Source organism: Aeromonas sp. QDB17 (assembly GCF_027705305.1).
Lineage (GTDB): Bacteria > Pseudomonadota > Gammaproteobacteria > Enterobacterales > Aeromonadaceae > Aeromonas > Aeromonas caviae.
On record NZ_JAPDBP010000003.1, the window covers coordinates 202,697 to 225,344 of the forward strand.

Consider the following 22,648-nt stretch of genomic DNA (forward strand, 5'->3'; position numbering starts at 1 on the left):
CTATCTCCATGTCGATCCCCCACCTCTCATTGCAAGACGCCCGCCACCTGCAGCTGGCGGCCCAGGGGCTGCTGACCCCGCGCCGCGCCAGAGCAACCCCCGCCGACCTGCTCGCCTGCATTCGCCGCATGGCGTTGCTGCAGATAGACACCATCTCCGTGGTGGCCCGCAGCCCCTATCTGGTGCTGTTCAGCCGTCTCGGCCACTACGATCCGCGCTGGCTGGAACAACTGCTGGCCGATGGTGACCTCTTCGAATACTGGGCTCATGAGGCCTGTTTCGTCCCCCGGGAAGATTACCGGCTGCTGCGCCATCGCATGCTGGATCCCGCCGCCATGGGCTGGAAGTTCTCCGCCCAGTGGCTCAAGACCCACGGCGGCGAGATAGCGCAGATAGTCGAGCGCATACGCCAGGATGGCCCGGTGCGGGCGGCAGACTTCGAGCGCAAGGGGGACAAGGGCAACGGCTGGTGGGACTGGAAGCCCGAAAAGCGCCACCTGGAGGTGCTGTTTACCGCAGGCCAGCTGATGGTGCGCGAACGGCGCAATTTCCAGCGGGTCTACGATCTCGCCGAGCGGGTCATGCCGGAGTGGAACGACGAGCGGGATCTGCCGAGTCCTGATCTCGCCCGGCGGGACATGGTGCGAGCCAGTTGCCGGGCGCTGGGGCTGGTCAAGACCGGCTGGGTGGCGGATTACTATCGCCTTAAACGGGGGAAATACGACGCCCTGCTCCACCAGCTGGCGGACGAGGGGGAGCTGTTGCCGGTACGAGTGGAGGGGTGGCAGCACGGAGCCTTCGTTCACGCCTCCCTGGCCGATGAGCTGGTCCGGGCCCAGGCGGGCTCCCTCAAGGCGAGCCACACCGCCGTGCTCTCGCCCTTTGATCCGCTGGTGTGGGATCGTAAGCGGGCCAGCGAGTTGTTTGGTTTTGACTATCGCATCGAGTGCTATACCCCGGCCCCCAAGCGCCAGTACGGTTATTTCGTGCTGCCGTTGCTGCATCGCGGCAAGCTGGTGGGCAGGATGGACGCCAAGGCCCATCGCAAGGAGGGGGTGTTTGAGGTCAAGAGCCTCTATCTGGAAGACGGGGTCAGGGTGACCCGGACCCTGGCCCAGGATCTGGGCAAGGCCATCCAGAAGCTGGCGCAGTGGCACCAGACACCGACCCTGCGCTACGGCGCCATCCCTGCGCCCCTGCTGGCTCAATGGCAGGAGGTGGCACGCTGAGGAAGGACGCCTACCCTCGCATCAAGCCGGGCAGCACCAGCGCAACGGCCGCGATGATGCGCGCGCGGATGTCGCTGCCCGGCGCCAGCAAGCCGAGCGCCATCTGGCGCAGCGGCTCCGCCATGGTCATCGCCAGCAACAGATCGCTGGTCTGGGCAGCGTCCAGCTCGCGCAGCCAGCCCAGTTGCTGCTGGCGCTGTAGCCACGCCGCCAGGGTCGCCCTGCCGCGGGCAATACCGTTCTCCTGATAGGCCACCAACAGGGCATCCCGCCCCGTGAACTCATGCTGCAGCAGCCGGAACATGCCCACCGCCGGTGCGCTCAGCACCTGATCTGCAATCGCCTGCAAGCCCTGCTCCAGCATCTCTCCCAGTGCCTCGGGGTGGGTTGCATCCTGCTCGAAGGCCGGCTGGAAGGCATCGGTCCAGCTGCGCACCGCCTGCGCTACCAGCTCGTCGCGATTGGCGGCGAAGCGGTAGAGGGTCTTCTTGGCAACCCCCGCCTCTTTGGCCACCGCATCCACGGTCGCAGCGCCGTAGCCTCCCTTGAGCAACAAGGTCAGCGTCGCCTCGGCGAGGGCGGCGCGAAGGTCGGCTTCCGGGGTGACCGGACGGCCTCGTGAGCGTGTTTCTTCATCGTTCGGGTGCGACATATGGGCTCCTGGAAAGCATTGACAGACCCAGCATACAGGCATAGCGTAATTTAAGAAACGAACTTCGTTTCCTAAATTTATGGGAGTCATATCATGCATCTTTCTGCCCTGTTTGCCCCTTGGGGCGTCAATGACATCAACGAGTTGCTCAGCCCGCAACCCCTTCGCCTGGAAATGGGTCTGACCCGCAGCACCGACGGCCTGCTGACGGTCGCCATCCGCACCGATCTGCACGGCTGCAAGGGGCGCATGCTGGATTGGTGGTTCACCTTCTTCGAGACGACCCAGCACATCAGGTGGTGGCACCCCCACGATCATGTCGAGCACCGGGGCTGGGATCATCACTGGAAAAAAGGGGAGCGCTTCGTGGGAGCCAGCATAGAGGCGGTGGAGTGGCTTGCCGAGCTGCCGCCGGTGGCAGCTCGCCTCAAGTTCCACGGCGCCGAAGAGGTGTTCGCCCCGCAATCGCTACACGAGGCGCGGGAGAAGCAGGCTCTCTCTGCCGCCATCTGCGCCCGTATCGGCTTTGGCGATGAGGTGGCGCTGGATGAGCAGGGGGCGCCGCTGGATGGCGAGATGTTGCACCTGGCGCGTGATACCCCATACGGCTGTGTGCTGCGCAGCCGCTTCCTGCTGGGCAAGGCCTGCGCCAACCCGTTTGACGAGGTGCCGGACGAGGTAGGTTTCAACCTGATGCGCCACTGCTACAGCGAATTCAGCTATCTGGCGCAGTTTCTGCCGTCGCTCTACTACGCGGAAAATGGTCGTGAACCGGCGCCGACGCTCTGGTGATGGGGCTGATAGTTGGCATTGAACGTTGCTGGGAGCAGGGAGCATGCCGGCTATCGGGCTGTGGCGTGAGCCGCCGAGGGGCCATAAAAAAACCGGGCACTGGGCCCGGTTTGTCATGCAGTCAGGATGTGCTTACTGGAGCACCAGCACCATCAGCAGGCCGACGGTGATGGCGGACACCAGGAAGGCGAAGCCATAGAACACATAGTGGTGCAGCTTGGTGGTGTGGATCCCCAGATCATGCAGGCCGTGGTAGATGCGGTGCATGCCGTGCCAGACGGGCAGGGCGATGATCACCAGCAGGATGCAGGCACCCCACCAGGAGCTGGCGAATGCCAGCACGCGCTCGTAGCTCATGGTCTCCACATCCATGATGCCCATGGGCACCAGCAGACCTGTGATGAGGACAATGACCGGCAGCAGCATGGCAACCACCATGCCACCCGCACCAAACAGACCCCAGTAAATTGGCTCGTCAGAACGTCTCATATTTTTTCCTCAAATTAGGCCACGATGATCAGGACAAGCAGGGATACCGCCGCCAGCGCCACATACTGGGCGATGACGATCGGCTTCTCCGGCACCAGGTCTTCGCCACGGAAGATGCGCATGGCTTTCGGGGCCAGGGCGAACCAGGTCTTGGCGTGGAACAGGCAGGCTGCCAGGGCGATGACGTGGAACAGGATGGCAATGGGGCTCTGCAGGGATTCCAGCCAGCCATTGAATGCCTCCTGACCCTGTACCAGCCGCAGCAGACCCCACATCAGCACGACGGCGTAGATGGAGACGAAGATGCTGGTGCCTTCGCGGATCATGTAACCGGTGTAGAAGGCATTCTTCAGCCACCAGTCTTTTTTCATCTCGCGCACGTAAGGCTTACGTTTGCTCTCAGTGTTGTTCATGGTCTCACTCCTGGTCTCAATCCGGCTTGAACATGGCGATCATGTAGTCCTTGGCGCTCTCGACCTTGCCAAGCTGGATGGCGGCGGCCGGATCCACGCCTTTCGGGCACACTTCGGAGCAGTAGCCCACGAAGGTACAGCCCCAGACGCCCTCGTCCTGGCTGATGATCTTCATCCGCTCCTTGGACGCGCTGTCGCGATTGTCGGCGTTGTAGCGATAGGCCAGTGCCAGGGCCGCCGGACCGGTGAACTTCTTGTTGATGCCATATTGCGGGCAGGCCGCGTAGCACAGACCGCAGTTGATGCACATGGAGAACTGGTGATACTTCGCCATGTCAGCCGGGGTCTGGGTGTACTCGCCATCGCACAGGTTGCGCGGCTCGGACGGGATGATGTAGGGCTTGATGCTCTCCAGCTTCTCGATGAAGTCGGACATGTCGACCACCAGATCGCGCTCGATGGGGAAGTTGTTGAGCGGCTCGATAGTCATCTTGCCCGGCAGGTAATCCCGCAGGAAGGTCTTGCAACCGAGTTTCGGAATGCCGTTGACCATCATGCCGCAGGAGCCGCAGATCGCCATCCGGCAGGACCAGCGGAAGCTCAGGGTAGAGTCCAGATGATCCTTGATGTATTGCAGCGCATCCAGCAGGGACATCTCTTTGAGGTAGGGCACCTGGAAGGTCTGCATCCAGGGCTCGTTATCCTGCTCGGGACGGTAGCGCAGGATTTCAATTTCGATCATCTCAGCCATTCTTCTTAGCCTCGTCTTGTTTCTCACCCTCGGAACCGTACACGCGCTTGGCCGGTTGGGATTTAGTGATCTTCACATCGGAATAGTCGATGGTCGGGGCCCCTTCGCCGTTGTAGAAGGAGAGAGTGTGCTTGAGGAAGTTGACGTCATCGCGCTCCTCGTAACCGTCCAGACGCTGGTGGGAACCGCGGGACTCTTTGCGGTTGATGGCGGAGTGCGCCATGGCTTCCGCCACGTCCAGCATGTAGCCCAGCTCGATGGCGTACAGCAGGTCGGTGTTGAAGACCGAGGACTTGTCGTTGATCTTGATCTTCTTGTAACGGGCTTTCAGCTCGTTGATCTTGTCGATGGTGCCCTGCATCAGCTCTTCGGTACGGTAGATACCGACACCGGCTTCCATGGACATGCCCAGTTCGTTGCGGATATCCGCCGGGTTTTCGGTGCCGTCGATGTCCAGCAGGGAGAGGTGCTGCTTGATGAGCGCCTCGGCCTTGGCGACCAGCGCCTGGGTGTTGCCGTGTTGCTGGGTGGCGGCAAACTCGGCTGCCTGCTCACCGGCCACCTTGCCGAAGACCACGATCTCGGACAGGGAGTTGGAACCCAGACGGTTGGCGCCGTGCAGACCGACGGAGGCACATTCGCCAGCGGCATAGAGACCGGCCAGACGAGTGGCGCACTTGCCGTCGGTTTCGATGCCACCCATGGTGTAGTGGGCGGTCGGACGTACCGGGATCGGCTCTTTCACCGGATCCACACCCACGTAGGCCTTGGCCAGTTCGCAGATGAAGGGCAGACGCTCTTTCAGGTACTTCTCGCCAAGGTGGCGCAGGTCGAGGTGAACCACGTCGCCCATGGGGCCCTGGATCACGCGGCCTTTTTGCTGCTCCTGCCAGAAGGCCTGGGAGAGACGGTCGCGCGGACCCAGCTCCATGTGCTTGTTCTTCGGCTGGCCGACGGGGGTTTCCGGGCCTAAACCGTAATCTTGCAGGTAGCGATAGCCATCCTTGTTCAGCAGGATGCCACCCTCACCACGACAACCTTCGGTCATCAGGATGCCGGTGCCCGGCAGACCGGTCGGGTGATACTGGACGAACTCCATGTCCCGCAGCGGTACGCCGTGGCGGTAGGCCAGGGCCATGCCGTCCCCGGTGACGATGCCACCGTTGGTGTTGTAGCGATAGACACGACCGGCGCCGCCGGTGGCCAGCACCACGGACTTGGCCTGGATGAAGCGGGTGATGCCGTTCTGGATGTCAAAGGTGACGACACCCTGGACACGGCCATCTTCCACGATGAGATCCAGACAGAAGTGCTCGTCGAAGCGCTTGATGGTCGGGTACTTGATGGAGGTCTGGAACAGGGTGTGCAGGATGTGGAAGCCGGACTTGTCGGCGGCGAACCAGGTGCGGGGGATCTTCATCCCGCCGAAACGGCGCACGTTGGCCTTGCCGTCCGGTTTGCGGCTCCAGGGGCAACCCCAGTGCTCCAGCTGGATCATCTCGTTGGTGGCGTTGTTGACGAAGTACTCGACTACGTCCTGCTCACACAACCAGTCACCACCGGAGACGGTGTCGTTGAAGTGGTTTTCCAGGGAGTCGTCATCACGGACGACGCCTGCGGCGCCACCTTCGGCGGCCACGGTGTGGCTGCGCATCGGATAGACCTTGGAAATCAGGGCGATCTCCAGCTCCGGGTGGGCTTCTGCAATGGCGATTGCGGCACGCAGGCCACCGCCACCGGCACCGATGATGGCAACATCGGTCTTGATAATATCCACATCTGCCTCCTTAGGGATAGATTTGCTGGGCACGATTTTGCTCTATGAAAAAAATTCAGGCTTGATGCAAGTCAAACTGCTTTGTTTTAGTGCTTGGCAACGGTGATTTTTATTACAACCACCCCATTCCTTGGATGAAAATGCCGTCATTATCGCCATCCATCAGTGATCTGGATCAGCCGTACTCGCTACTCTGGTGATTTTAACTCCAAGATTATACGTAGTTTTCTTTCAAAAAAATGAGAAATGCCTCTCTTTTTGGGTATTGCCCATAAAGTTTTTAAGTTTTTTATCAAAACAGTTTAATGATAACTATTATCACGATGACATATCGAGGTTAGGCATCAAAAAAGTAATGCGAATATAGCCATGACAGACTGAGCCCGTCTCCCACACATGGGCAAAAGGAGATGTCGATCACAGGGTTGAGGGTCTCGAAAGGGGATTATAACCGTTGAAACAAAAAGGGTTTATAAAAAAAGGGGCCTGAACGGCCCCTTTCTTCCCATGGTCGATCAGATGCGGAACATGCCGACCTGATTATTCAATTCACCTGAAATATTTTTAAGCTGGGCCGACAGATTGCGGGAGCTGTCCGCATCCACTGCCAGCTCGTCCGAGACATCCTTGACCGCCTGAATGTTGCGGCTCACCTCGTCGGTGACGGCACGCTGTTCCTCTGCGGCGCTGGAGATCTGGGTCGCCATGTCGGAGATCTGGTTGATGGAGGTGGTGATCTGCTCCAGCGCCTGGGTCGCATCGTTGGCATCTTCCACGCTGTTCTGGGCCAGCAACTGACCCTCGTGCATGGTACTGACGGCGCCCTGGGTGTTGCGCTGCAGGGTCTCGATCATGCTGCGGATCTCGACGGTGGAGCTGTGGGTGCGCTGGGAAAGCACCCGCACCTCGTCGGCCACCACGGCAAAGCCGCGTCCCTGCTCGCCAGCCCGGGCGGCCTCGATGGCGGCGTTGAGCGCCAGCAGGTTGGTCTGCTCGGCGATGCCCTGGATGGTGGAGAGGATGGTGTTTATCTCCTGGGCGTTCTTCTCCAGCTCCTGGATGATGCCGGAGGCCTGCTTGACCTGGGTGGCCAGATCCGTGATGGAGCGCTGGTTGCGGGCAATCACCTGCTTGCCGTGCTCGCAACTGCTGGAGGAGCTGCGGGCCGCTTCCGCGGTCTGCTCGGCGTTGCTGGCCACTTCGACGGCGGTGGCGGACATCTCGTGCACTGCTGTCGCAATCTGGGAGATCTCGTTTTGCTGGCGGGCCAGCCCCTGGTTGGATTTCTCCGCCATGTCGTGGGAAGACCTGGCCTGCTGGTTGAGCTGGGTGGAGGAGTTGGAGATGTCCTGCACCATGACGTGGATGCGCTCGATGAAGGTGTTGACGTGCTTGGCGACGGTACCGACCTCGTCTTCACGCTCGATCTTGATGCGACGGGTGAGATCGCCGTTGCCGCGGGAGAGATCGGCAATCGCCTCGCCCAGGGTTTTCAGCGGCGCCAGGGAGCCGTTGATGGCGACATAGGAGAAGCCCGCCACGATGAGGATGGTCAGCAATCCCTGAATGAGGGCGGAGGTGACCATGCGGGAGACGGACTGGTAGGCGACCGCTTCGTCCACCACGATGCCGAAATACCAGTTGGTGTTGGGGATCTCGGTGAGGTCGAACACGCTCGCCTTGCCGCTGATATCCATCTCGGAGATGGTGTTGTCATGGGCCAGCTCGTTGACCTTGGCTGCCGTCAGTTCCGGAGAGATGGCGGTGGCGGGTTTGAGGGTCAGATCCTTGTCCGGGTGGGCGATGATGGTGCCGTTGCTGTCCACCAGAATGGCATAGGTGCCTTCCGAGTTCATGGCAAGCACGTCTTTCACCAGACCGTCGATGGAGACGTCACCGGCGATGACGCCGTCGGTGTTGCCGCGACTGAAGGGCTCGGCGATGGTGATGATGAGCTGGCCGGTGGTGATGTCGGCATAGGGAGCCGTGATGGCGAGCTTGCCGGCGGCCATGGCGTCCTTGTACCAGGGGCGCTGACGCGGATCATAGCCGGCCGGCAGATCGGTCGGCTTGCTCTGGATCATCCGGCCATCCTTGGTGCCCACGTAGACGAGATCGAAGTTGCCCGCATTCATGGACTGGGCCAGGTGGCTGAGGGGCTCGTCTTCCTTGGCGAAGGCTTCCTTGGTGGCGGTGACGAGATTGATGCGGGCGTCGAGCCAGCGGGAGATCCCCTTGACGTTGGCGACCGAGCTGTCGTCGATGAAGCTCCAGATCAGCCGCTGGGTTTCACTGCGCAACTGGGAGGTGTTGTACCAGACCTGCAGGCCGGTGATGACCAGAATGATGGCCCCGATGGAGAGGACCAGCTTGTTCTTGATGGATAGGTTCATGTTTACATCCTTGTGAGCGTCAGTCAGAGATCCATGGTGTTTGTTATTGTTATGAGCCAACTCTGTATCGGCTGGCTATGGACTTTATGTATCCCGATGCACCGCATTTTTTCAATTCTTTTCACCTCCTTGTGGCCTGCCAGGCCGCGCCGATACTCAGCTGAATCGATCTGGCCGGTTGGTGAAGATGCCATCGACACCCATGCTGGCGAGGGCGATCCCATCACTCACCTCGTCGACTGTATAGACCAGGATCTTGAGCCCCCGGCGATGGGCATCCGCCACCAGGGTCTCGTCGACGAAATCCACGTCGCAGTTCAGTGACCAGGCCCCCAGCGTCTCGGCGAAGGCCGCGCCGTCGAGGGGCAGGCTGGCCGTGAGAGCGCCTATCCTGATTTCCGGTCGCAGTCCCTTGAAGCGTAACAGCTCGGGATGATGAAAGGAGGAAACGATCCAGTGCGCCTGGGTAAAGCCAAGCTCGGCCTCGGCCCGCCTGGTCAGGGCGGCCACCGGCTTGGCGGTGTGGGCGCCCTTGAGCTCGATGTGCAGTTCGCAGCGCCCCGCCACCAGTGCCATCACCTGCCACAGGGTCGGGATCCGCTCCCCGTCCCCTGCATCCAGGCTCGCCAGGTACTCCCGGGATTGCCCGGTCAGCACACCCTGGCCGTTGGTGCAGCGCTCCAGCCGCCGGTCGTGGAAGACCCAGAGCTCTCCGTCGGCCCACTGCACGTCCAGCTCGATGGCTTTGGCACCCAGATCCAGCGCCAGGCTCATCGCCTTGAGGGTATTCTCCGGGGCCATGCCGCTGGCACCGCGATGGGCAATGATCTGCATGATGGCTCCTGTTGTCGTCTTTGGGGGCTTCATCCCCGGCTCATCCGGATGTCGATCTGCTGATGTGGCAGATGCATGCCGACCTGGCCGAGTTTCTCCAGGATCAGGGAATGTACCTCGTGCGTAATGGGCATCCGGTGATCCATGTTGTTGACGTAGAGCCGGATCTCGTAGATGAGGGCCGAGTCGGTGAACTCGATGAGGAACACCTCCGGGGCGGGCGTATCCAGCACCAGGGTGGATTCGCGCACGCTCTGCTCCAGCAGTTGCTGTACCTGCTTGGGATTCTGGGTCAGGCCGATGCGAATGCGCAAGCGGACCCGGGTGATGGCATCGGACAGGGACCAGTTGATGAACTGCTCGGTGATGAAGGCCTTGTTGGGGACGATGATCTCCTTCCTGTCCCAGTCCACTATGGTGGTGGCGCGGGTCTTGATCTTGGTGACGGTGCCGGTGAGATCCCGGATGGTGACGGTGTCACCCAGGCGGATCGGTTTTTCGAACAGGATGATGAGGCCGGAGACGAAGTTGGCGAAGATCTCCTGCAAGCCGAAGCCCAGACCCACAGAGAGTGCCGCCACCAGCCACTGGGTCTTGGACCAGTCGATGCCGAGCATGGAGAAGCCGGTGAGGGCGCCAATCAGCAGTACCAGGTACTTGCTCACCGTGGTGAGGGCGAAGCCGGTGCCGGGGGAGAGGCTCAGATGCTGGAGCAGGGTGAGCTCCATCAACCCGGGCAGGTTGCGGGCGGTGACCACCGTCAGGATAAACGCGAAGACGGTCAGCATCAGATCCTGCAGGGTGATGGCGGAGAGCTGCTCGATGCCGGCCACCTTGCTGCTCACCTGCCACACCTCGATGCTGCTGAGGAAGCTGAATGCCGAGTTGAGATCCGACCATTGCACCACCACCAGCATGGTGAAGCCCAGCATCAGCAGGGTGCGCACCAGGCCGAGGGACTGGGCGCTGATGGTATCCAGGTCCAGCTCGGGCTCCTCCACCACATCGGGGATCTCGGAGCTGAGATCGTCCTCTTCCCGCTCCCGCTGCGCCAGGATCTCGGCCCGCTTCTGCTTGGCGCGATCGAAGGCGAGTCGGCGGCGCTGGATCAGCATCCAGCGGTGGGCCAGATAGTAGACGAGCAGGCAGCCGAGCCCCGCCAGCAGGCTCAGCTCCAGCTGGCGCAGCAGGGTGCGGGAGGTGTAGAAGTAGCCGAACAGGGCGCCCAGCACCGCCAGCAGCGGGGCCAGCATCAGGCTGTTCCAGATGAAGTGGTGCAGCAGATGGGGCTTGGTCATGTCTGCCTGACCCCAGGTGAGGGGCAGTTTTTCCCGGTTGAGGCGGGCAAAGAAGAGCAGCAGCCAGAGGGCCCCGATGATGAAGGCGAGGCGTCCCAGGGAGTCGTAGAAGGCGTGTTCCTGATAGCTGCTCGCCATGCCCTGTACGAAGAAGCTCGGGATCAGCACCAGCAGCAGGGTACGAAACTGTCCCCACACTCGCTGCACCCGCTCCTTCTGCCAGCGGAAGTGGAGTATGAGGATCCCCTTCTCCAGGGTGAGGTGGCGCGCCACCAGCAGGGCCAGCAGCAGGAACCAGATTTCACCCAGGCCCCGGGCCACCGCCACCGCGAAGGGATATTGCCAGGCGCCGTCCAGCAGGCCGTGCACCATGAGCACCATGGCGGGCAGCGGCAGGGCGGCGAGCACGGAGCGCACCAGCAACCGGCTGGTGAGGCTGAACTTGTCCTGGGTTACCTTGCCGATGCGCGGGGCAATGTACTGGCTGTATTGAATGAGGTGGCGGGCCAGTTTCAGCCAGCACCAGGCCAGCCCCAGCAGCCCGAGGCCAGCCAGGGTCAGGCTCAGGGGGTTGTTCTCGGCGATGGCCCTGGGCAGTTGCAGCCAGTTGGCCGGATTGAAGGCAAGGCCGAGGGCGGCCGGGACGCCGAGCAGCACCGCCGGGCTCAGGGGGCGCACGTCCGGCATCCAGAACAGATGGCTGGCGCTGAGTTCGCGGATCTCGTCGATCTTGCTGTTCTGGCGGCTGTAGAGCAGCTTGAGGCGGGTCTGCTCCTGAATGAGGGTATCGGAGGCATCGTTGAGCCGGGTCAGCAGTTGCCGTCTCGCCTTGAGCAGGTTGTCCAGCACGGCGCGCTGGGCCCTGTCCAGGGTGATGCCGTCTCCACTGAGCAGGCTGTTGCGCAGTTGCACCGGATCCTTCAGGGCATCCTGCTCGGTCTCGTACTGGTATTTGGCCATGCGCGCCTTGACGATGGCGGACTCCAGCCGCTCCAGCGGGAAGTAGGCGGGCAGATCGGCCAGCTTGCTGCGCAGGTTCTCGCCGTAGGCGTTGCTTATCTGCAACCACTCCAGCTGTTCGCGCACCGAATTGACCAGCTCGTTGAGCCCGGAGAGGGAGGTGTCCACCCCCCGTTGCTCGTCCTGCACCCGTTCAATCTGGTCCTCCAGGGCCCCCAGTTGGAGGGAGAGGGCCTGGTTTTGCTGCTGTTGCTCCTGCAAGAGGGGGAGGTCAGAGGTGAGCTGGCGGCGCAGGCGTTCACTCTCGGCCAGGGCCTGCTCGGTCTTGTCCCGGCGCAGCTGGTTCTGCTGGGCAAGCAGACTGGTCTGCCACTCATCCTCGTCGGTGATGGCGAGGTTGAGCTCCTGCAGCTTGAGCTTGCCCAGATCGTTGCGCTGCTGGGCGGAGAGCTGCTCCAGCTCCAGCATCTGGATCCGGTCGGAGAGGCTCTGCTCCTTGAGTCGGGTGGCCAGTTGCTGGGCCTCCTGCAACCTGTCCGACTCGTTGCTGAAGCTCAGGCGATCGAGCAGGGAGCGGGTCTGGAGCAACTGCTTGCGCAACTCGTCGACCCGCAGGTGATATTCCTGGCCCGTGCTCTCAAGCTGGTTGAGGCTGTCTGTCACCGCCTGACGCTCCTTGCGCAGGTTGAGCTGGCGGTTGCTGCTCAGGCTGATGGCCTGGCGCAGGGCATCCTCCTTGAGGGAGGAGAGGGACGGGCGGGACTGGGGCTGATAGTTGTGCAGCCCCTCCTTGAGACGGGCGGACTCCTTGGGGTAGTCGATGAGGATCTGCTGGTAGGCCTTGCCCTGTTCCCGGTAGCGCTGGGCATCCCGGGCATATTGCAGGGCCTGCTGGTAGCTCTCCCGCAGTTGCTGGTTTTCCGGGGTATCCGTCTTGGGGATGCTTTGCAGCAGCTCCTCTACCTGAGTGATGGCATCATCAGCCTGGACAGCGGAGAAGGGGAACAGGCTGAGACAGAGCATCAGACAGAGCAGGCGTTGCAACATGGCGCACGTTTCCGTTCAGGAGAAGTCGCCCTAGCCTAAAGCAGGGGCCGGGGCGGGTAAAGCCCTCAAGATGAATGATCCACGGCACAAATAACGGGTGATCCGGGTCTTGTTTGGCTATTATTCTGGCCATTCCCCTTCATTGAGCAATTTATGTCCTCCGTCGATCTGGGCACGGCCCCCCTTTCCCGCCTCTTCTTGCGTTACGTCACCCCCACGGTGGCCGCCATGCTGGTCACCGGCATCTATGTCACCATTGACGGCATCTTCGTCGGCCATATCCTGGGCCAGGACGGGCTGGCCGGCATGATGCTGGCGTACCCCATCTGCGCCGTGCTCTATGCGGTGGGGGCTCTTATTGGCATGGGATCCTCGTCGCTGGCCTCCTTCTATCTGGGCAAGGGGGAGCAGGCCAGGGCGCGCCACATCGTCGGCAATGCCCTGGTGATGGTGCTCATCGCCTCCGCGCTGCTCGCCTTCATTGGCATTCGTTACGGCGAGGCCATGCTTGTCTGGATGGGCGCGCAGGGGGTCATCTTCGACGCAGGCTTTGCCTATCTGCAGTGGTACGCCTGGCTCGGTGTGTTTGCGGTGCTCTCCATGGCCTTTACCGCCCTGCTGCGCAACGACGGGCGACCCGGCCTCACCACCTGGATCCTGGTGGGGGGCGGCGTGCTCAACGTGTTGCTCGACTACCTGCTGATGGCGGTGCTCCCCTGGGGGCTGGCGGGGGCCGCCATCGCCACCATGCTCTCCCAGGCGGTCACCGGAGGCCTGTGTCTGTGGCACTTCTTCACCCCCCGCAGCCAGTTGCACATTCGCTGGGACACCCTGGTGCCCGACTGGCGGCTGATGGGGGAGACATTGCGACTCGGGGTGTCGAGTTTTCTGATGTACCTCTACCTCTCGGTGGTGCTGGCGCTGCACAACAAGGCGCTGCTCTCGGTGGGCACTTCGCTGCACGTGGCCGCCTATGGGGTCATCAGCTACAGCGAGGCCTTCTTCTATCTCATCTTCGAGGGGATCGCCATGGGCATCCAGCCCATCGCCAGCTTCAATGCCGGGGCGGGCAACTGGTCGCGAGTGCTGCGGGTGCGCAACCTGGCATTGGGAGTGACCATGGCGGTGGCACTGTGCGGGATGATCCCGCTGTATCTGTGGCCAGAGGCAGTGGTTTATCTGTTTGCGGGGGACAATGCTGCCCTGTTGCCGGTGGCGACCCTCGGTATCTGGCTCTACTTCTGGGGGCTGCCCATGGAAGGCTTGCTGCTGGTGGGGGCCACCTATTTCCAGGCCATCAACCGGGCCCGCATCGCTTCCCTGCTCACCGGCGGCAAGCTGGTGCTGATCGGCGGTTTACTGTGGGGCTTCTCCTCCCTGTGGGGAGTGGCCGGTGTCTGGCTGGCGCTGCCCACTTGCAGCACTCTGCTGGTCCTGGTGATGTGGCGGGCGATGAGCAGGGAGGGGCGCCAGCACAGCGCTGCCTGAGATGTGGTCATGCGTCCATGAAAAAGGCAGCCAAGGCTGCCTTTTTCATTTTGAGTGCCCCTGCCTGTGGGCAGCAGGTCGCCGGCCTCAGGGCTTGAAGGCGCCGATAAAGATGGCGGGGTCGACGCGGGCGTCGTTGAGGCTGACGTTCCAGTGCATGTGGGGGCCGGTGGCGCGACCGGTGGCGCCGACCCGGCCGACGATGCCGCCGCGGGGCAGGCTCTGGCCCAGCTTCACGTCCACCTTCGACATGTGACAGAACATGCTGATGAGGCCCTGGCCGTGGTCGACGAACACCGTATTGCCGTTGAAGAAGTAGTTGCCGATGAGGATGACCTTGCCAGCGGCTGGTGCCTTGATGGGAGTGCCGGCTCCGACCGCGAAGTCGAGGCCGGAGTGGGGGTTGCGCTCCTCGCCGTTGAAGAAGCGGCGCAGCCCGAAGGGACTGGAGAGCGGGCCCTGGACCGGCTTGTCAAACAGCAGGTTGCTCGGCTGAGCCGGGCTGAAGGTCTGGTAGGCGCGGGTCTGTTCGGCAAGCTCCCGGTTGATGCGGGTCATGTCTTCGGCCAGCGGATTGACCTGGCGGCTGTTCTTGAGCTTGATGTGCTGCTCACGGTAGTGCTTGGTGCCGACCGTGAAACTCAAGGTGCGGCCATCGCTGGTGGTCACCTGATGGGGGCCGGGCGCGCTCTTGAGCGGGATGCCGACGATGGCGATCCACGTCTTCCCGTCTTCCTGTACCACCAGCACAGGCTTGTCCTGATAGCGCACTGCGGGCGCCTTGGCCCCGCTTCCCAGTGGTACCACGGCCACGCCCCCCGGCACCGGGTGGTTGAGCAGGCGGCTGATAAACCCCGGTTCAGCGTGAAGCGCAGGGCTGCCGAGCAGCAGGAGAAGAAAGAAGAGGCGGCGCATGATGGCTCCATTGGATCAGGGGGAAAGCAAGAGGGGGGAGATGATGCCACATTCTGGCGGTGCTGTCCGTCAACCGTGGCCGATAAACTCATCGGCTGCGGCCCAGAAGGACGCAACGGATACGCCATTGCAGCGAGGTGAATGCGCTGGTTGCGGGTGCCCGCTTTCCCGTCGACCTTGCCAGCCTGATCAGGGGGCCGCTGCGCTACAGCTTCTCGGGGGGGCTCGCGAGCGACAACCGCTTCATCACCACCAGCCTGGCCGGTGTCGGGGTGGGCATGGTCGAGCAGGGGGCCCTGACCCCTATTCCATTCGATACCGCCATCGCGGTACCCTACTCGGCGGCGACCCAGGCCACCGACTACAAGGTGAGGCTCTACCCGACCCGGCTGCCGGGCCAGGTAGTACGCACCGGCCCCTACACCGGCACCATCATGGTCACGGTGAGCGTGCCCTGAGGAGACGCCGCTTCGCCCCTATTTTTCGACGAGGTCAATGATGAACAGTGACAGGGCCCTGCGCCACGAACCCAAACGCCATGGCATAGGACAGGGCTGGATCTGGATCCGCACCGGATTCGACATCTTCAACAAGGGGATGGGTGCCAGCGTGGCCATGATAGTGCTCTGGTTTGTGGTGGGCATCGTGCTGGATCAACTGCCGGCGGGGGGCTTGATCTCCCAGTTGCTCTACATGGTGTGGGGGGCTGGCTGGGTGGCGGTGGCGCGGCGGGGTCACCAAGGCGAGGCGCTGCAATTTGGCGACTTCTTTGCCGGTTTCCGCCATCGGTTGACCCCCTTGATGCTGGGGGGCCTGATGGTGCTCGGCCTCATCATGGGGATCCTGATGATCTGCGTATTCCTGCTGCACCAGTGGGGACTCACCAGCCTGTTGTCCGCGGATCCGGGCTCCCTGGCGCTGACCCCGGAGCAGGCACAGGGCTTCCTCGTCTGCGCCCTGGTGGGATTGGCACTGTTCGTTCCCGTGCTGATGGCCATCACCTTCGCCCCCGCCCTTATCCTCTTCCATCAGGTCGGGGTCTGGCAGGCAGCCAGGCTCAGCTTCAAGGGATGTCTGCGCAACATGTGGCCCTTCCTCTGGTGGGGGCTGCTCGGGGCCGTGCTGATCTTCTTTGGCGCACTCCTGATGCTGGTGGGCTTGCTGGTGGTGCTGCCTGCCATCAACTACTCCATCTATGCCGCCTATCACGACATCTATCTGGAGGATCAGGAGGCCGAGGAGGGAGAGACCCCGGTCAAGGCATTCGGTTTCGAAGCCTGACCGGGCACAGGATGGAGCAAAGAGGGGCCGCGAGGCCCCTTTTTTGTGCGGCTAGCAGGGATCAGAGAGAGGGAGGGGCTTCCTGCCACAGGGGATCGTCCGCCATCCGCTCCACGAGAAAGTCGAGGAAGCTGCGCAGCAGGGGGGACATCTGTTTGCGGGTGCCATAAACGGCATAGACGCCGAGACGCTTGGGCTGCCAGGGGGTGAGCAGGGGGACCAGGGCGCCGCTTGCCAGATGGGGGTGAACCGAGTAGGCGGGTTGCAGGCTGATCCCCGCCCCGTCCAGGGTGGCGGCCAGCAGCAGGTTGGAGATGTTGGCGCTGAGGTTGCCGCTCACCGGGACGGATTCGGGACCATTGGGCCCCAGAAACTCCCACAGGCTCTTGCCGAAATAGGTGTAGGTGAGGCAGTTGTGCAGTGCCAGATCCTGCACCTGCTGCGGCGGAGTATGGCGGGCCAGGTAGGCGGGGCTGGCGCACACCACCGAGTGGCAGGTGCCGAGCCTGCGGGCCACCAGGTTGGGATCGAGGTCGTTGGTGATGCGCAGGGCGAGATCGATTCGCTCCTCCACCAGATTGACCGTCCGGTCCAGCAGCAGGATGTCGATCGCCGTGCCGGGGTAACGGGCCAGGTAGTCGTTCGCCGCCCCGACCAGCAGGGCTTCGGAGAGAGAGTAGCTGCTGGTGATGCGCAGTTGCCCCTTGGGGGCCTCGTCATGGCGGATGGCCAGGTGTTCCATCTCTTCCCCCAGGGCCAGCATGGCTCTGGCCCGGTTCAGCGCCTCTTCTCCCGGCCCGGTCAGGCTCAGCCGGCGGGTGGTGCGGTGCAGCAATCTGGCCCCCATCCAGCGTTCCAGCTCGGCCAGGTAGCGCGACACCATGGCGCGGGACATCTCCAGTTTCTCCCCGGCGCCGCTCAGGCTGCCCTGTTCCACCACGCAGACGAAGACCCGCAATGCGGTCAGCCTATCCATCTTGTGCCCCTATATGCTCGATTTGTGCAACAGTGATGCGCCTATTATGCGGTATTTGTATCGATGATTATGCAATAAACTGCGCTCATTCCATTAATCCACACCGATGAGCGTTATCTGATGAACAACACACTGCGTACCCTGACCCTGACCAGCCTCCTGATGACGGGAACCGCCCTGGCGGCCCCCCTGACCGTGACTGTCTACAACCCCGGCGAGAAGGCGATCTTCCCCGTCTCCTCCTCACTGGTGACCGGTGACAAAGAGGCCATCCTGATCGATGCCCAGTTCGACGTGCAACATGGTCAGGCGCTGGTGGACATGATCAAGAAGAGCGGCAAGAAGCTGACCACTGTCTATATCAGTGCCGGTGACCCCGACTTCTACTTCGGTCTGGAACCCGTCATGGCGGCGTTCCCGGATGTCAAGGTGCTGGCCGACCAGCATGTGGTCGACCATATCAAGCAGACCAAGGATGCCAAGCTGAGCTACTGGGGCCCGATCCTGGGCAAGGATGCACCCAAGAGCCTGACCGTGCCGCAAGTGATGACGGCCAGCCACCTGACGCTGGATGGCGAGAAGATTGACATCAAAGAGATGAACACCCCGAATGCCTACCTCTGGGCCCCTTCCATCAAGACGGCCTTTGGGGGTGTGCCGGTCTACAGCGGCGTGCACGTCTGGATGGCGGACAGCCAGTCCAAGGCCGCTCGCAGCCACTGGGTCAAGGCGCTGAACAACCTGCTGGCGCTGAAACCCGAGCGTGTGGTGCCGGGTCACTTCCTGGGGACTGCGCCCAAGGGTACCGAAGCCGTGACTTTCACCCGTGACTACGTGCAGCGTTTTGAGCAAGCGCTGGCCAAAGCCAAGCACTCCGGCCAGCTGATTGAAGCGCTGAAGAAGGCTTACCCCTCCCTGCCGGTCGACGATGGCCTGGCCATCGGTGCCAAGGTCAATACCGGCGAGATGAAGTGGTAACTCCCTGACGCCTACTTCCCTGTGTTTTTTTACCGGGCCCGAGTGCCCGGTTTTTTATCCAGCCTTGAAGCGAGAATGATGATGAACGAAGCGCAAACAACCCTCCATTATGTCTATGACCCCCTCTGTGGCTGGTGCTATGGCGCCGCCCCCCTGCTGAAAGCCGCTGCCGAGATCCCGGGCCTTCGCATCGAACTGCATGGGGGGGGCCTCTGGATGGGCGCCAGGCGCCAGGCCATGGGCCAGCCCCTGCGGGACTATGTGCGCCCCCATGACGAGCGCATCCACGCCCTCACCGGACAGCGCTTTGGTGAGCGCTACTTCAACGAGCTCCTGCTCAACGAGTCGCTGCTCCTTGACTCCGAGCCGCCCATTCGCGCAGTGCTGGCGGTGAGCGAGCTTGGCGGCGACGGCCTTGCCTTGTTGCACCGCATCCAGGAGACCCACTACCGGGATGGGGAATGGGTCGGTTCCCCGACACGGCTGGCGGCGCTCGCGCTGGAGCAGGGGCTGACACCGGAGGCATTCGCACTGGCCTTTGGTCGGGTCGATCTTGTGGGCCATCTGGCCACAAGCCAGGCGTGGCTGCACCGGCTCGGCGGGCAGGGGTTCCCGACCCTGGGATTGATACAAGGGGAGCGCGTCGTTGCGCTGCCTGTCTCCTCCTATCTGGGAGAGCCATCGGCATTCGCGGATCACATCGCCTCCCTGATGGGGTGAGTCTCTCGCCCATCGCCTGCGGCTTGTCAAAGGAGAGGGAGAGGGCAGACCCGTCTGCGCGCCTCCCTTGTCCCCCGCACCGTTCTTGTGCATGCTATCGGCCTCATTGAACGGCAGGATGCAGTACCTATGAACCTTCGCGATCTCGAATATCTGGTAGCGCTGGAAGAGGAGAAACACTTTCGTAAGGCAGCGGAGCGCTGCTTTGTCAGCCAGCCGACCCTGAGTGGCCAGCTGCGCAAGCTGGAAGATGAACTGGGAGTGATCCTCATCGAGCGCACCTCCCGCAAGGTGCTGTTCACGCCCGCCGGCGATGCCATGGCCCGTCAGGCGCGCAAGGTGCTCAAAGAGGCGCGAGAGCTCAAGAGCATAGGCCAGCACTTCGCCGAGCCCATGTCCGGCGAGATCCACATCGGTTTCATTCCCACCGTGGGCCCCTACCTGCTGCCCCACATCATCCAGGATCTGCGTGAACACTTCCCCAAGCTGGAGTTCTACCTCTACGAAGATCAGACCCAAGTGCTGCTCAAGCGGCTGGAGGAGGGGGAGCTGGATTGCCTCGTGCTGGCGGAGCTGGAAGGGATGGAGGGGTTTGGCGCCATCCCCCTCTATCAGGAGCCCATGTGGCTGGCCGTGCCTCAGCATCACCCGGAGGCGAGCGCCAAGGCGGTGCCCCTGCACAATCTCAAGGGCAAGAAATTGCTGATGCTGGCCGACGGTCACTGCCTGCGGGATCAGGCGATGGGTTTCTGTTTTGCCGCGGGCATCGGTGAGGATCAGCGCTTCAAGGGCACCAGTCTGGAGACCTTGCGCAACATGGTCGCCGCTGGCAGCGGCATGACGCTGGTGCCCAGGCTCGCCGTGCCCGCCAACCCGGAGGAGGGGGGCGTCAGCTATCGTCCGGTAATCAACCCCGTGCCGGGGCGCACCATCTCCCTGCTCTATCGTCACTACTCGGTGCGCCGCCCCTGCTTCAATGAGCTGGCGGCCCGCATCTCGAGTCTGATGAAAGCCCTGCTGGGCTGACGCAGCCCGCTCGTCATCCCGAAACAAAAACCGGCGCCTGGGCGCCGGTTTTTGTTGTTTCTAGGGGGACCTAGAAGATGTCGTCGGTGGAGACGGGACCGTCTGTGGTCGCATCGTCACCGCCATACACCTGGTTGCCATCGGAGATCTGGCTCGCGTAGCGGGTGGGCTCTGTGCCCTCTTTGAAGAACTCCTCCGTGGTACTGCCATCGGCGCGATTGGTCAGCAGACCGGTTTCACGATCGATGCGGACCTGCATGATCCCTTCGGGGACCGGCATCTTGCGCTCGGGCACCTGTTGCAGAGCCGTCTTCATGAAGTCAATCCAGATGGGCTGGGCGGCACCACCGCCAAACTCGGCCCGGCCCAGACCGCGCTGGTGGTTGTCAAAACCGATCCAGGAGGTGGCCACCAGATTTGGGGTATAGCCGGAGAACCAGGCATCCCGGGATTCGTTGGTGGTCCCCGTCTTGCCCGAGATGTCGTGACGCTTGAGGTCACGGGCTGCCCGCCAGCCGGTACCACGCCAGCCATTGCCACCCCAGATGGCGGTGGTCAGGGTGTCGGTGATGAGGAAGGCGCTCTGGGCACTGATGGTCTGCGGTGCCATGTTGTTGGGCACGACAGGATCGATGGGGCACTGGGCCTTCCAGTCTGCCGTGGTATTGGCATAGGCATCCGCGCTGTCGAGACCGGCGGCGGCCAGCACGCCGCAGTCGCGGCAGGCGGCGGCCGGGTTGGCCTCAAACAGGGGGGTGCCGAAGCTGTCGGTCACTTCGGTGATGAAGTAGGGGGTGACTTGGAAGCCGCCATTGGCCAACACCGAGTAGCCGCGCACCACTTCCAGCGGGGTGAACTCCGCCGCACCCAGCGCCAGGGATTCGTTGGCAGAAATGTGATCACGGGCGAAGCCGAAGCGGGTCAGGCCGTCGATATAGGTATCCAGCCCGATGGCGCGCATCAGCCGGACCGACATCACGTTCTTGGACTTGGCAAGGCCGAGGCGCAAGGTGGTCGGCCCTTCATAAATGGCGGGCGAGTTCTTGGGCTGCCACATGGGGCCCTTGGCAGGATCCCACTGGTTGATCGGTGCATCGTTGATGAGGGACGCCAGGGTATAGCCCTGCTCCAGCGCGGTGGCATAGAGGAAAGGCTTGATGTTGGAGCCGACCTGACGACGGGCCTGATCGACCCGGTTGAACTTGGAGAGCTCGAAGCTGAAGCCGCCGACCAGGGCCTCGATGGCGCCGTCTTGCGGGTTCATGGCCACCAGGGCGGCGTTGACGTCGGGGATCTGGGAGAGCAGCAACTCTTCCCCTTTCTCCCTGACCCAGATCTGGGCGCCGACTTTGAGTACATCCCGCGCCGATTTCGGGGCAAAGCCCTGGCGATCGTCGGTGATGAAGGCACGCGCCCACTTGATGCCATTCCAGCCCAGTTCGGCCTGTTTGCCATTCTTGAGCACCAGGGTGGCGCTCTTGTCGCCGAGCTGGGTGACCACGGCGGCCATCAGGGGCTGATAGGTCGGCTGCTTGGCCAGATGGGCCATGATCTGCTCGTAGTCCCAGGCCGTTTCACCGGCTTTCCACAGCAAGGCGGTCGGGCCACGGTAGCCGTGGCGGGTGTCGTAGTCGAAGACACCGTCCAGCAGCGCCTGATGGGCGGCGCGCTGACGCTTGGCGGTGACGGTGGTGTAGACGTGCAGCCCCATGGTGTAGGCATCTTCACCAAACTGCTCCACCATCTTCTGGCGCACCATCTCGCTCAGATAAGGGGCGTTCAGCGTGGTCTCGGCACCGTGAAAACGGGCCTTGACCGGCATCTTGGAGGCTTCGTCATACTGGGCCTGGGTGATTTTGCCGGTTTCCAGCATGCGACCCAGTACCACGTTGCGGCGGGCGAAGGCGCGCTCCGGGGAACGGATCGGGTTCAGCATGGAGGGTGCCTTGGGGAGACCCGCGATGATGGCGATCTCGTCCAGGGTCAGATCCTTGACCTCCTTGCCGAAGTAGACCTGGGCGGCCGCGCCGACCCCGAATGCCCGGTAGCCGAGGGGGATCTTGTTGAGATAGAGGGTGAGGATCTCGTCCTTGGAGAGGTTCTGCTCGATGCGCCAGGCGAGGAACACTTCCTTGATCTTGCGTACCAGGGTCTTCTCGTTGCTCAGGAAGAAGTTGCGGGCCACCTGCTGGGTAATGGTACTGGCGCCCTGACGCGCCTGGCCGGAGACGGCCCAGACGGTGGCGGCACGGATGATGCCGATGGGATCTATGCCCGGGTGCTCATAGAAGCGGGCATCTTCGGTGGCGAGTACGGCATCGATCATGGACTGGGGAATTTCGTCCAGCCGCAGAGGGATGCGACGAATTTCGCCAAACTGGGAGATCAATTCCCCGTCCCGGCTGTAGACCTTCATGGGGGTAGCCAGTTTGACATCGCGCAAGGCGCTGACGTCCGGCAACTGGGGCTTGATGTAGAAGTAGATGCCGATGAGGCTGGCAACGCCCAGCACAGCACCCAGCATCATGACAATAAACAGGCGAACGAGCCATTTCAGCATGGAAGAACTACCAATCGTCTTAAAATTAGCCAACGGGCGCAGAGTATAGCCTTTTTACCCTCGCGGATT

The 22,648-nt window shown here is 62.4% G+C and carries 19 protein-coding genes; 8 read left to right on the forward strand and 11 right to left on the reverse strand.

The window, feature by feature from the left end:
- Positions 1–8 precede the first annotated feature (8 nt).
- The gene (locus OKC41_RS04380) at positions 9–1,229 is read left to right on the forward strand and encodes a winged helix-turn-helix domain-containing protein (RefSeq protein ID WP_201894345.1); all 1,221 of its coding nucleotides are present in this window, start codon (positions 9–11) and stop codon (positions 1,227–1,229) included.
- A gap of 10 nt (positions 1,230–1,239) precedes the next feature.
- Here the strand turns inward: OKC41_RS04380 and OKC41_RS04385 are convergent, their stop codons facing one another.
- Entirely contained in the window at positions 1,240–1,881 is a 642-nt protein-coding gene (locus OKC41_RS04385; protein WP_201894344.1) for a TetR/AcrR family transcriptional regulator, read from the reverse strand.
- A 93-nt stretch (positions 1,882–1,974) separates the two neighbouring features.
- Here OKC41_RS04385 and OKC41_RS04390 point away from each other — a divergent pair, with 93 nt between their 5' ends.
- Positions 1,975–2,673 (forward strand): hydrolase, encoded by a 699-nt coding sequence (locus OKC41_RS04390; RefSeq protein ID WP_201894343.1) that lies wholly within the window; start codon positions 1,975–1,977, stop codon positions 2,671–2,673.
- Between the two features lie 132 nt (positions 2,674–2,805).
- Here OKC41_RS04390 and frdD read toward each other — a convergent pair whose 3' ends face one another.
- The 7 genes from frdD to mscM all read right to left on the reverse strand — a co-directional run bounded on the left by frdD (position 2,806) and on the right by mscM (position 12,635).
- On the reverse strand, positions 2,806–3,162 hold the full coding sequence (gene frdD / locus OKC41_RS04395) for a fumarate reductase subunit FrdD (RefSeq protein WP_010673803.1): 357 nt from the start codon (positions 3,160–3,162) through the stop codon (positions 2,806–2,808).
- 14 nt (positions 3,163–3,176) lie between these two features.
- Complete coding sequence (locus tag OKC41_RS04400; RefSeq protein ID WP_010673804.1) at positions 3,177–3,575, reverse strand: hypothetical protein; 399 nt, start codon at positions 3,573–3,575, stop codon at positions 3,177–3,179.
- A gap of 16 nt (positions 3,576–3,591) precedes the next feature.
- Positions 3,592–4,326 carry a succinate dehydrogenase/fumarate reductase iron-sulfur subunit gene (locus OKC41_RS04405; protein WP_005298338.1) on the reverse strand — a complete coding sequence of 245 codons (735 nt, stop codon included), beginning with the start codon at positions 4,324–4,326 and terminating at the stop codon, positions 3,592–3,594.
- Entirely contained in the window at positions 4,319–6,103 is a 1,785-nt protein-coding gene (gene frdA, locus OKC41_RS04410; protein WP_010673806.1) for a fumarate reductase (quinol) flavoprotein subunit, read from the reverse strand. Before frdA ends, OKC41_RS04405 begins: the two co-directional genes overlap by 8 nt.
- Before the next feature lie 515 nt (positions 6,104–6,618).
- Positions 6,619–8,496 (reverse strand): methyl-accepting chemotaxis protein, encoded by a 1,878-nt coding sequence (locus OKC41_RS04415; protein WP_010673807.1) that lies wholly within the window; start codon positions 8,494–8,496, stop codon positions 6,619–6,621.
- A 156-nt stretch (positions 8,497–8,652) separates the two neighbouring features.
- A complete protein-coding gene (locus OKC41_RS04420; RefSeq protein WP_039039570.1) occupies positions 8,653–9,330 on the reverse strand; it encodes a glycerophosphodiester phosphodiesterase in 678 nt (225 codons plus the stop codon).
- Positions 9,331–9,359: 29 nt separating this feature from the next.
- The gene (mscM, locus tag OKC41_RS04425) at positions 9,360–12,635 is read right to left on the reverse strand and encodes a miniconductance mechanosensitive channel MscM (protein ID WP_045525588.1); all 3,276 of its coding nucleotides are present in this window, start codon (positions 12,633–12,635) and stop codon (positions 9,360–9,362) included.
- A gap of 153 nt (positions 12,636–12,788) precedes the next feature.
- Here mscM and OKC41_RS04430 point away from each other — a divergent pair, with 153 nt between their 5' ends.
- On the forward strand, positions 12,789–14,123 hold the full coding sequence (locus OKC41_RS04430; protein WP_270671763.1) for an MATE family efflux transporter: 1,335 nt from the start codon (positions 12,789–12,791) through the stop codon (positions 14,121–14,123).
- An 87-nt stretch (positions 14,124–14,210) separates the two neighbouring features.
- On the opposite strand, the gene OKC41_RS04435 is transcribed toward OKC41_RS04430, so the two are convergent.
- Positions 14,211–15,038, reverse strand: coding sequence for a M23 family metallopeptidase (locus OKC41_RS04435; protein ID WP_039039573.1), 828 nt, complete (start codon positions 15,036–15,038; stop codon positions 14,211–14,213).
- Between the two features lie 137 nt (positions 15,039–15,175).
- Between OKC41_RS04435 and OKC41_RS04440 the strand changes: the two genes are divergently transcribed.
- On the forward strand, positions 15,176–15,496 hold the full coding sequence (locus OKC41_RS04440; RefSeq protein ID WP_201984914.1) for a hypothetical protein: 321 nt from the start codon (positions 15,176–15,178) through the stop codon (positions 15,494–15,496).
- Between the two features lie 40 nt (positions 15,497–15,536).
- The gene (locus tag OKC41_RS04445; RefSeq protein WP_201894340.1) at positions 15,537–16,319 is read left to right on the forward strand and encodes a BPSS1780 family membrane protein; all 783 of its coding nucleotides are present in this window, start codon (positions 15,537–15,539) and stop codon (positions 16,317–16,319) included.
- A gap of 61 nt (positions 16,320–16,380) precedes the next feature.
- On the opposite strand, the gene OKC41_RS04450 is transcribed toward OKC41_RS04445, so the two are convergent.
- Positions 16,381–17,295 (reverse strand): LysR family transcriptional regulator, encoded by a 915-nt coding sequence (locus OKC41_RS04450; protein ID WP_201894339.1) that lies wholly within the window; start codon positions 17,293–17,295, stop codon positions 16,381–16,383.
- A gap of 120 nt (positions 17,296–17,415) precedes the next feature.
- Here OKC41_RS04450 and OKC41_RS04455 point away from each other — a divergent pair, with 120 nt between their 5' ends.
- From OKC41_RS04455 to oxyR, 3 genes are all read left to right on the forward strand, one after another.
- The gene (locus OKC41_RS04455) at positions 17,416–18,273 is read left to right on the forward strand and encodes a Vmh family MBL fold metallo-hydrolase (protein ID WP_201894338.1); all 858 of its coding nucleotides are present in this window, start codon (positions 17,416–17,418) and stop codon (positions 18,271–18,273) included.
- 75 nt (positions 18,274–18,348) lie between these two features.
- Positions 18,349–18,993, forward strand: coding sequence for a DsbA family protein (locus tag OKC41_RS04460; protein ID WP_201894337.1), 645 nt, complete (start codon positions 18,349–18,351; stop codon positions 18,991–18,993).
- A 129-nt stretch (positions 18,994–19,122) separates the two neighbouring features.
- On the forward strand, positions 19,123–20,019 hold the full coding sequence (gene oxyR / locus OKC41_RS04465; RefSeq protein ID WP_010673817.1) for a DNA-binding transcriptional regulator OxyR: 897 nt from the start codon (positions 19,123–19,125) through the stop codon (positions 20,017–20,019).
- 70 nt (positions 20,020–20,089) lie between these two features.
- Here the strand turns inward: oxyR and OKC41_RS04470 are convergent, their stop codons facing one another.
- Entirely contained in the window at positions 20,090–22,579 is a 2,490-nt protein-coding gene (locus tag OKC41_RS04470) for a penicillin-binding protein 1A (RefSeq protein ID WP_010673818.1), read from the reverse strand.
- Positions 22,580–22,648 lie beyond the last annotated feature (69 nt).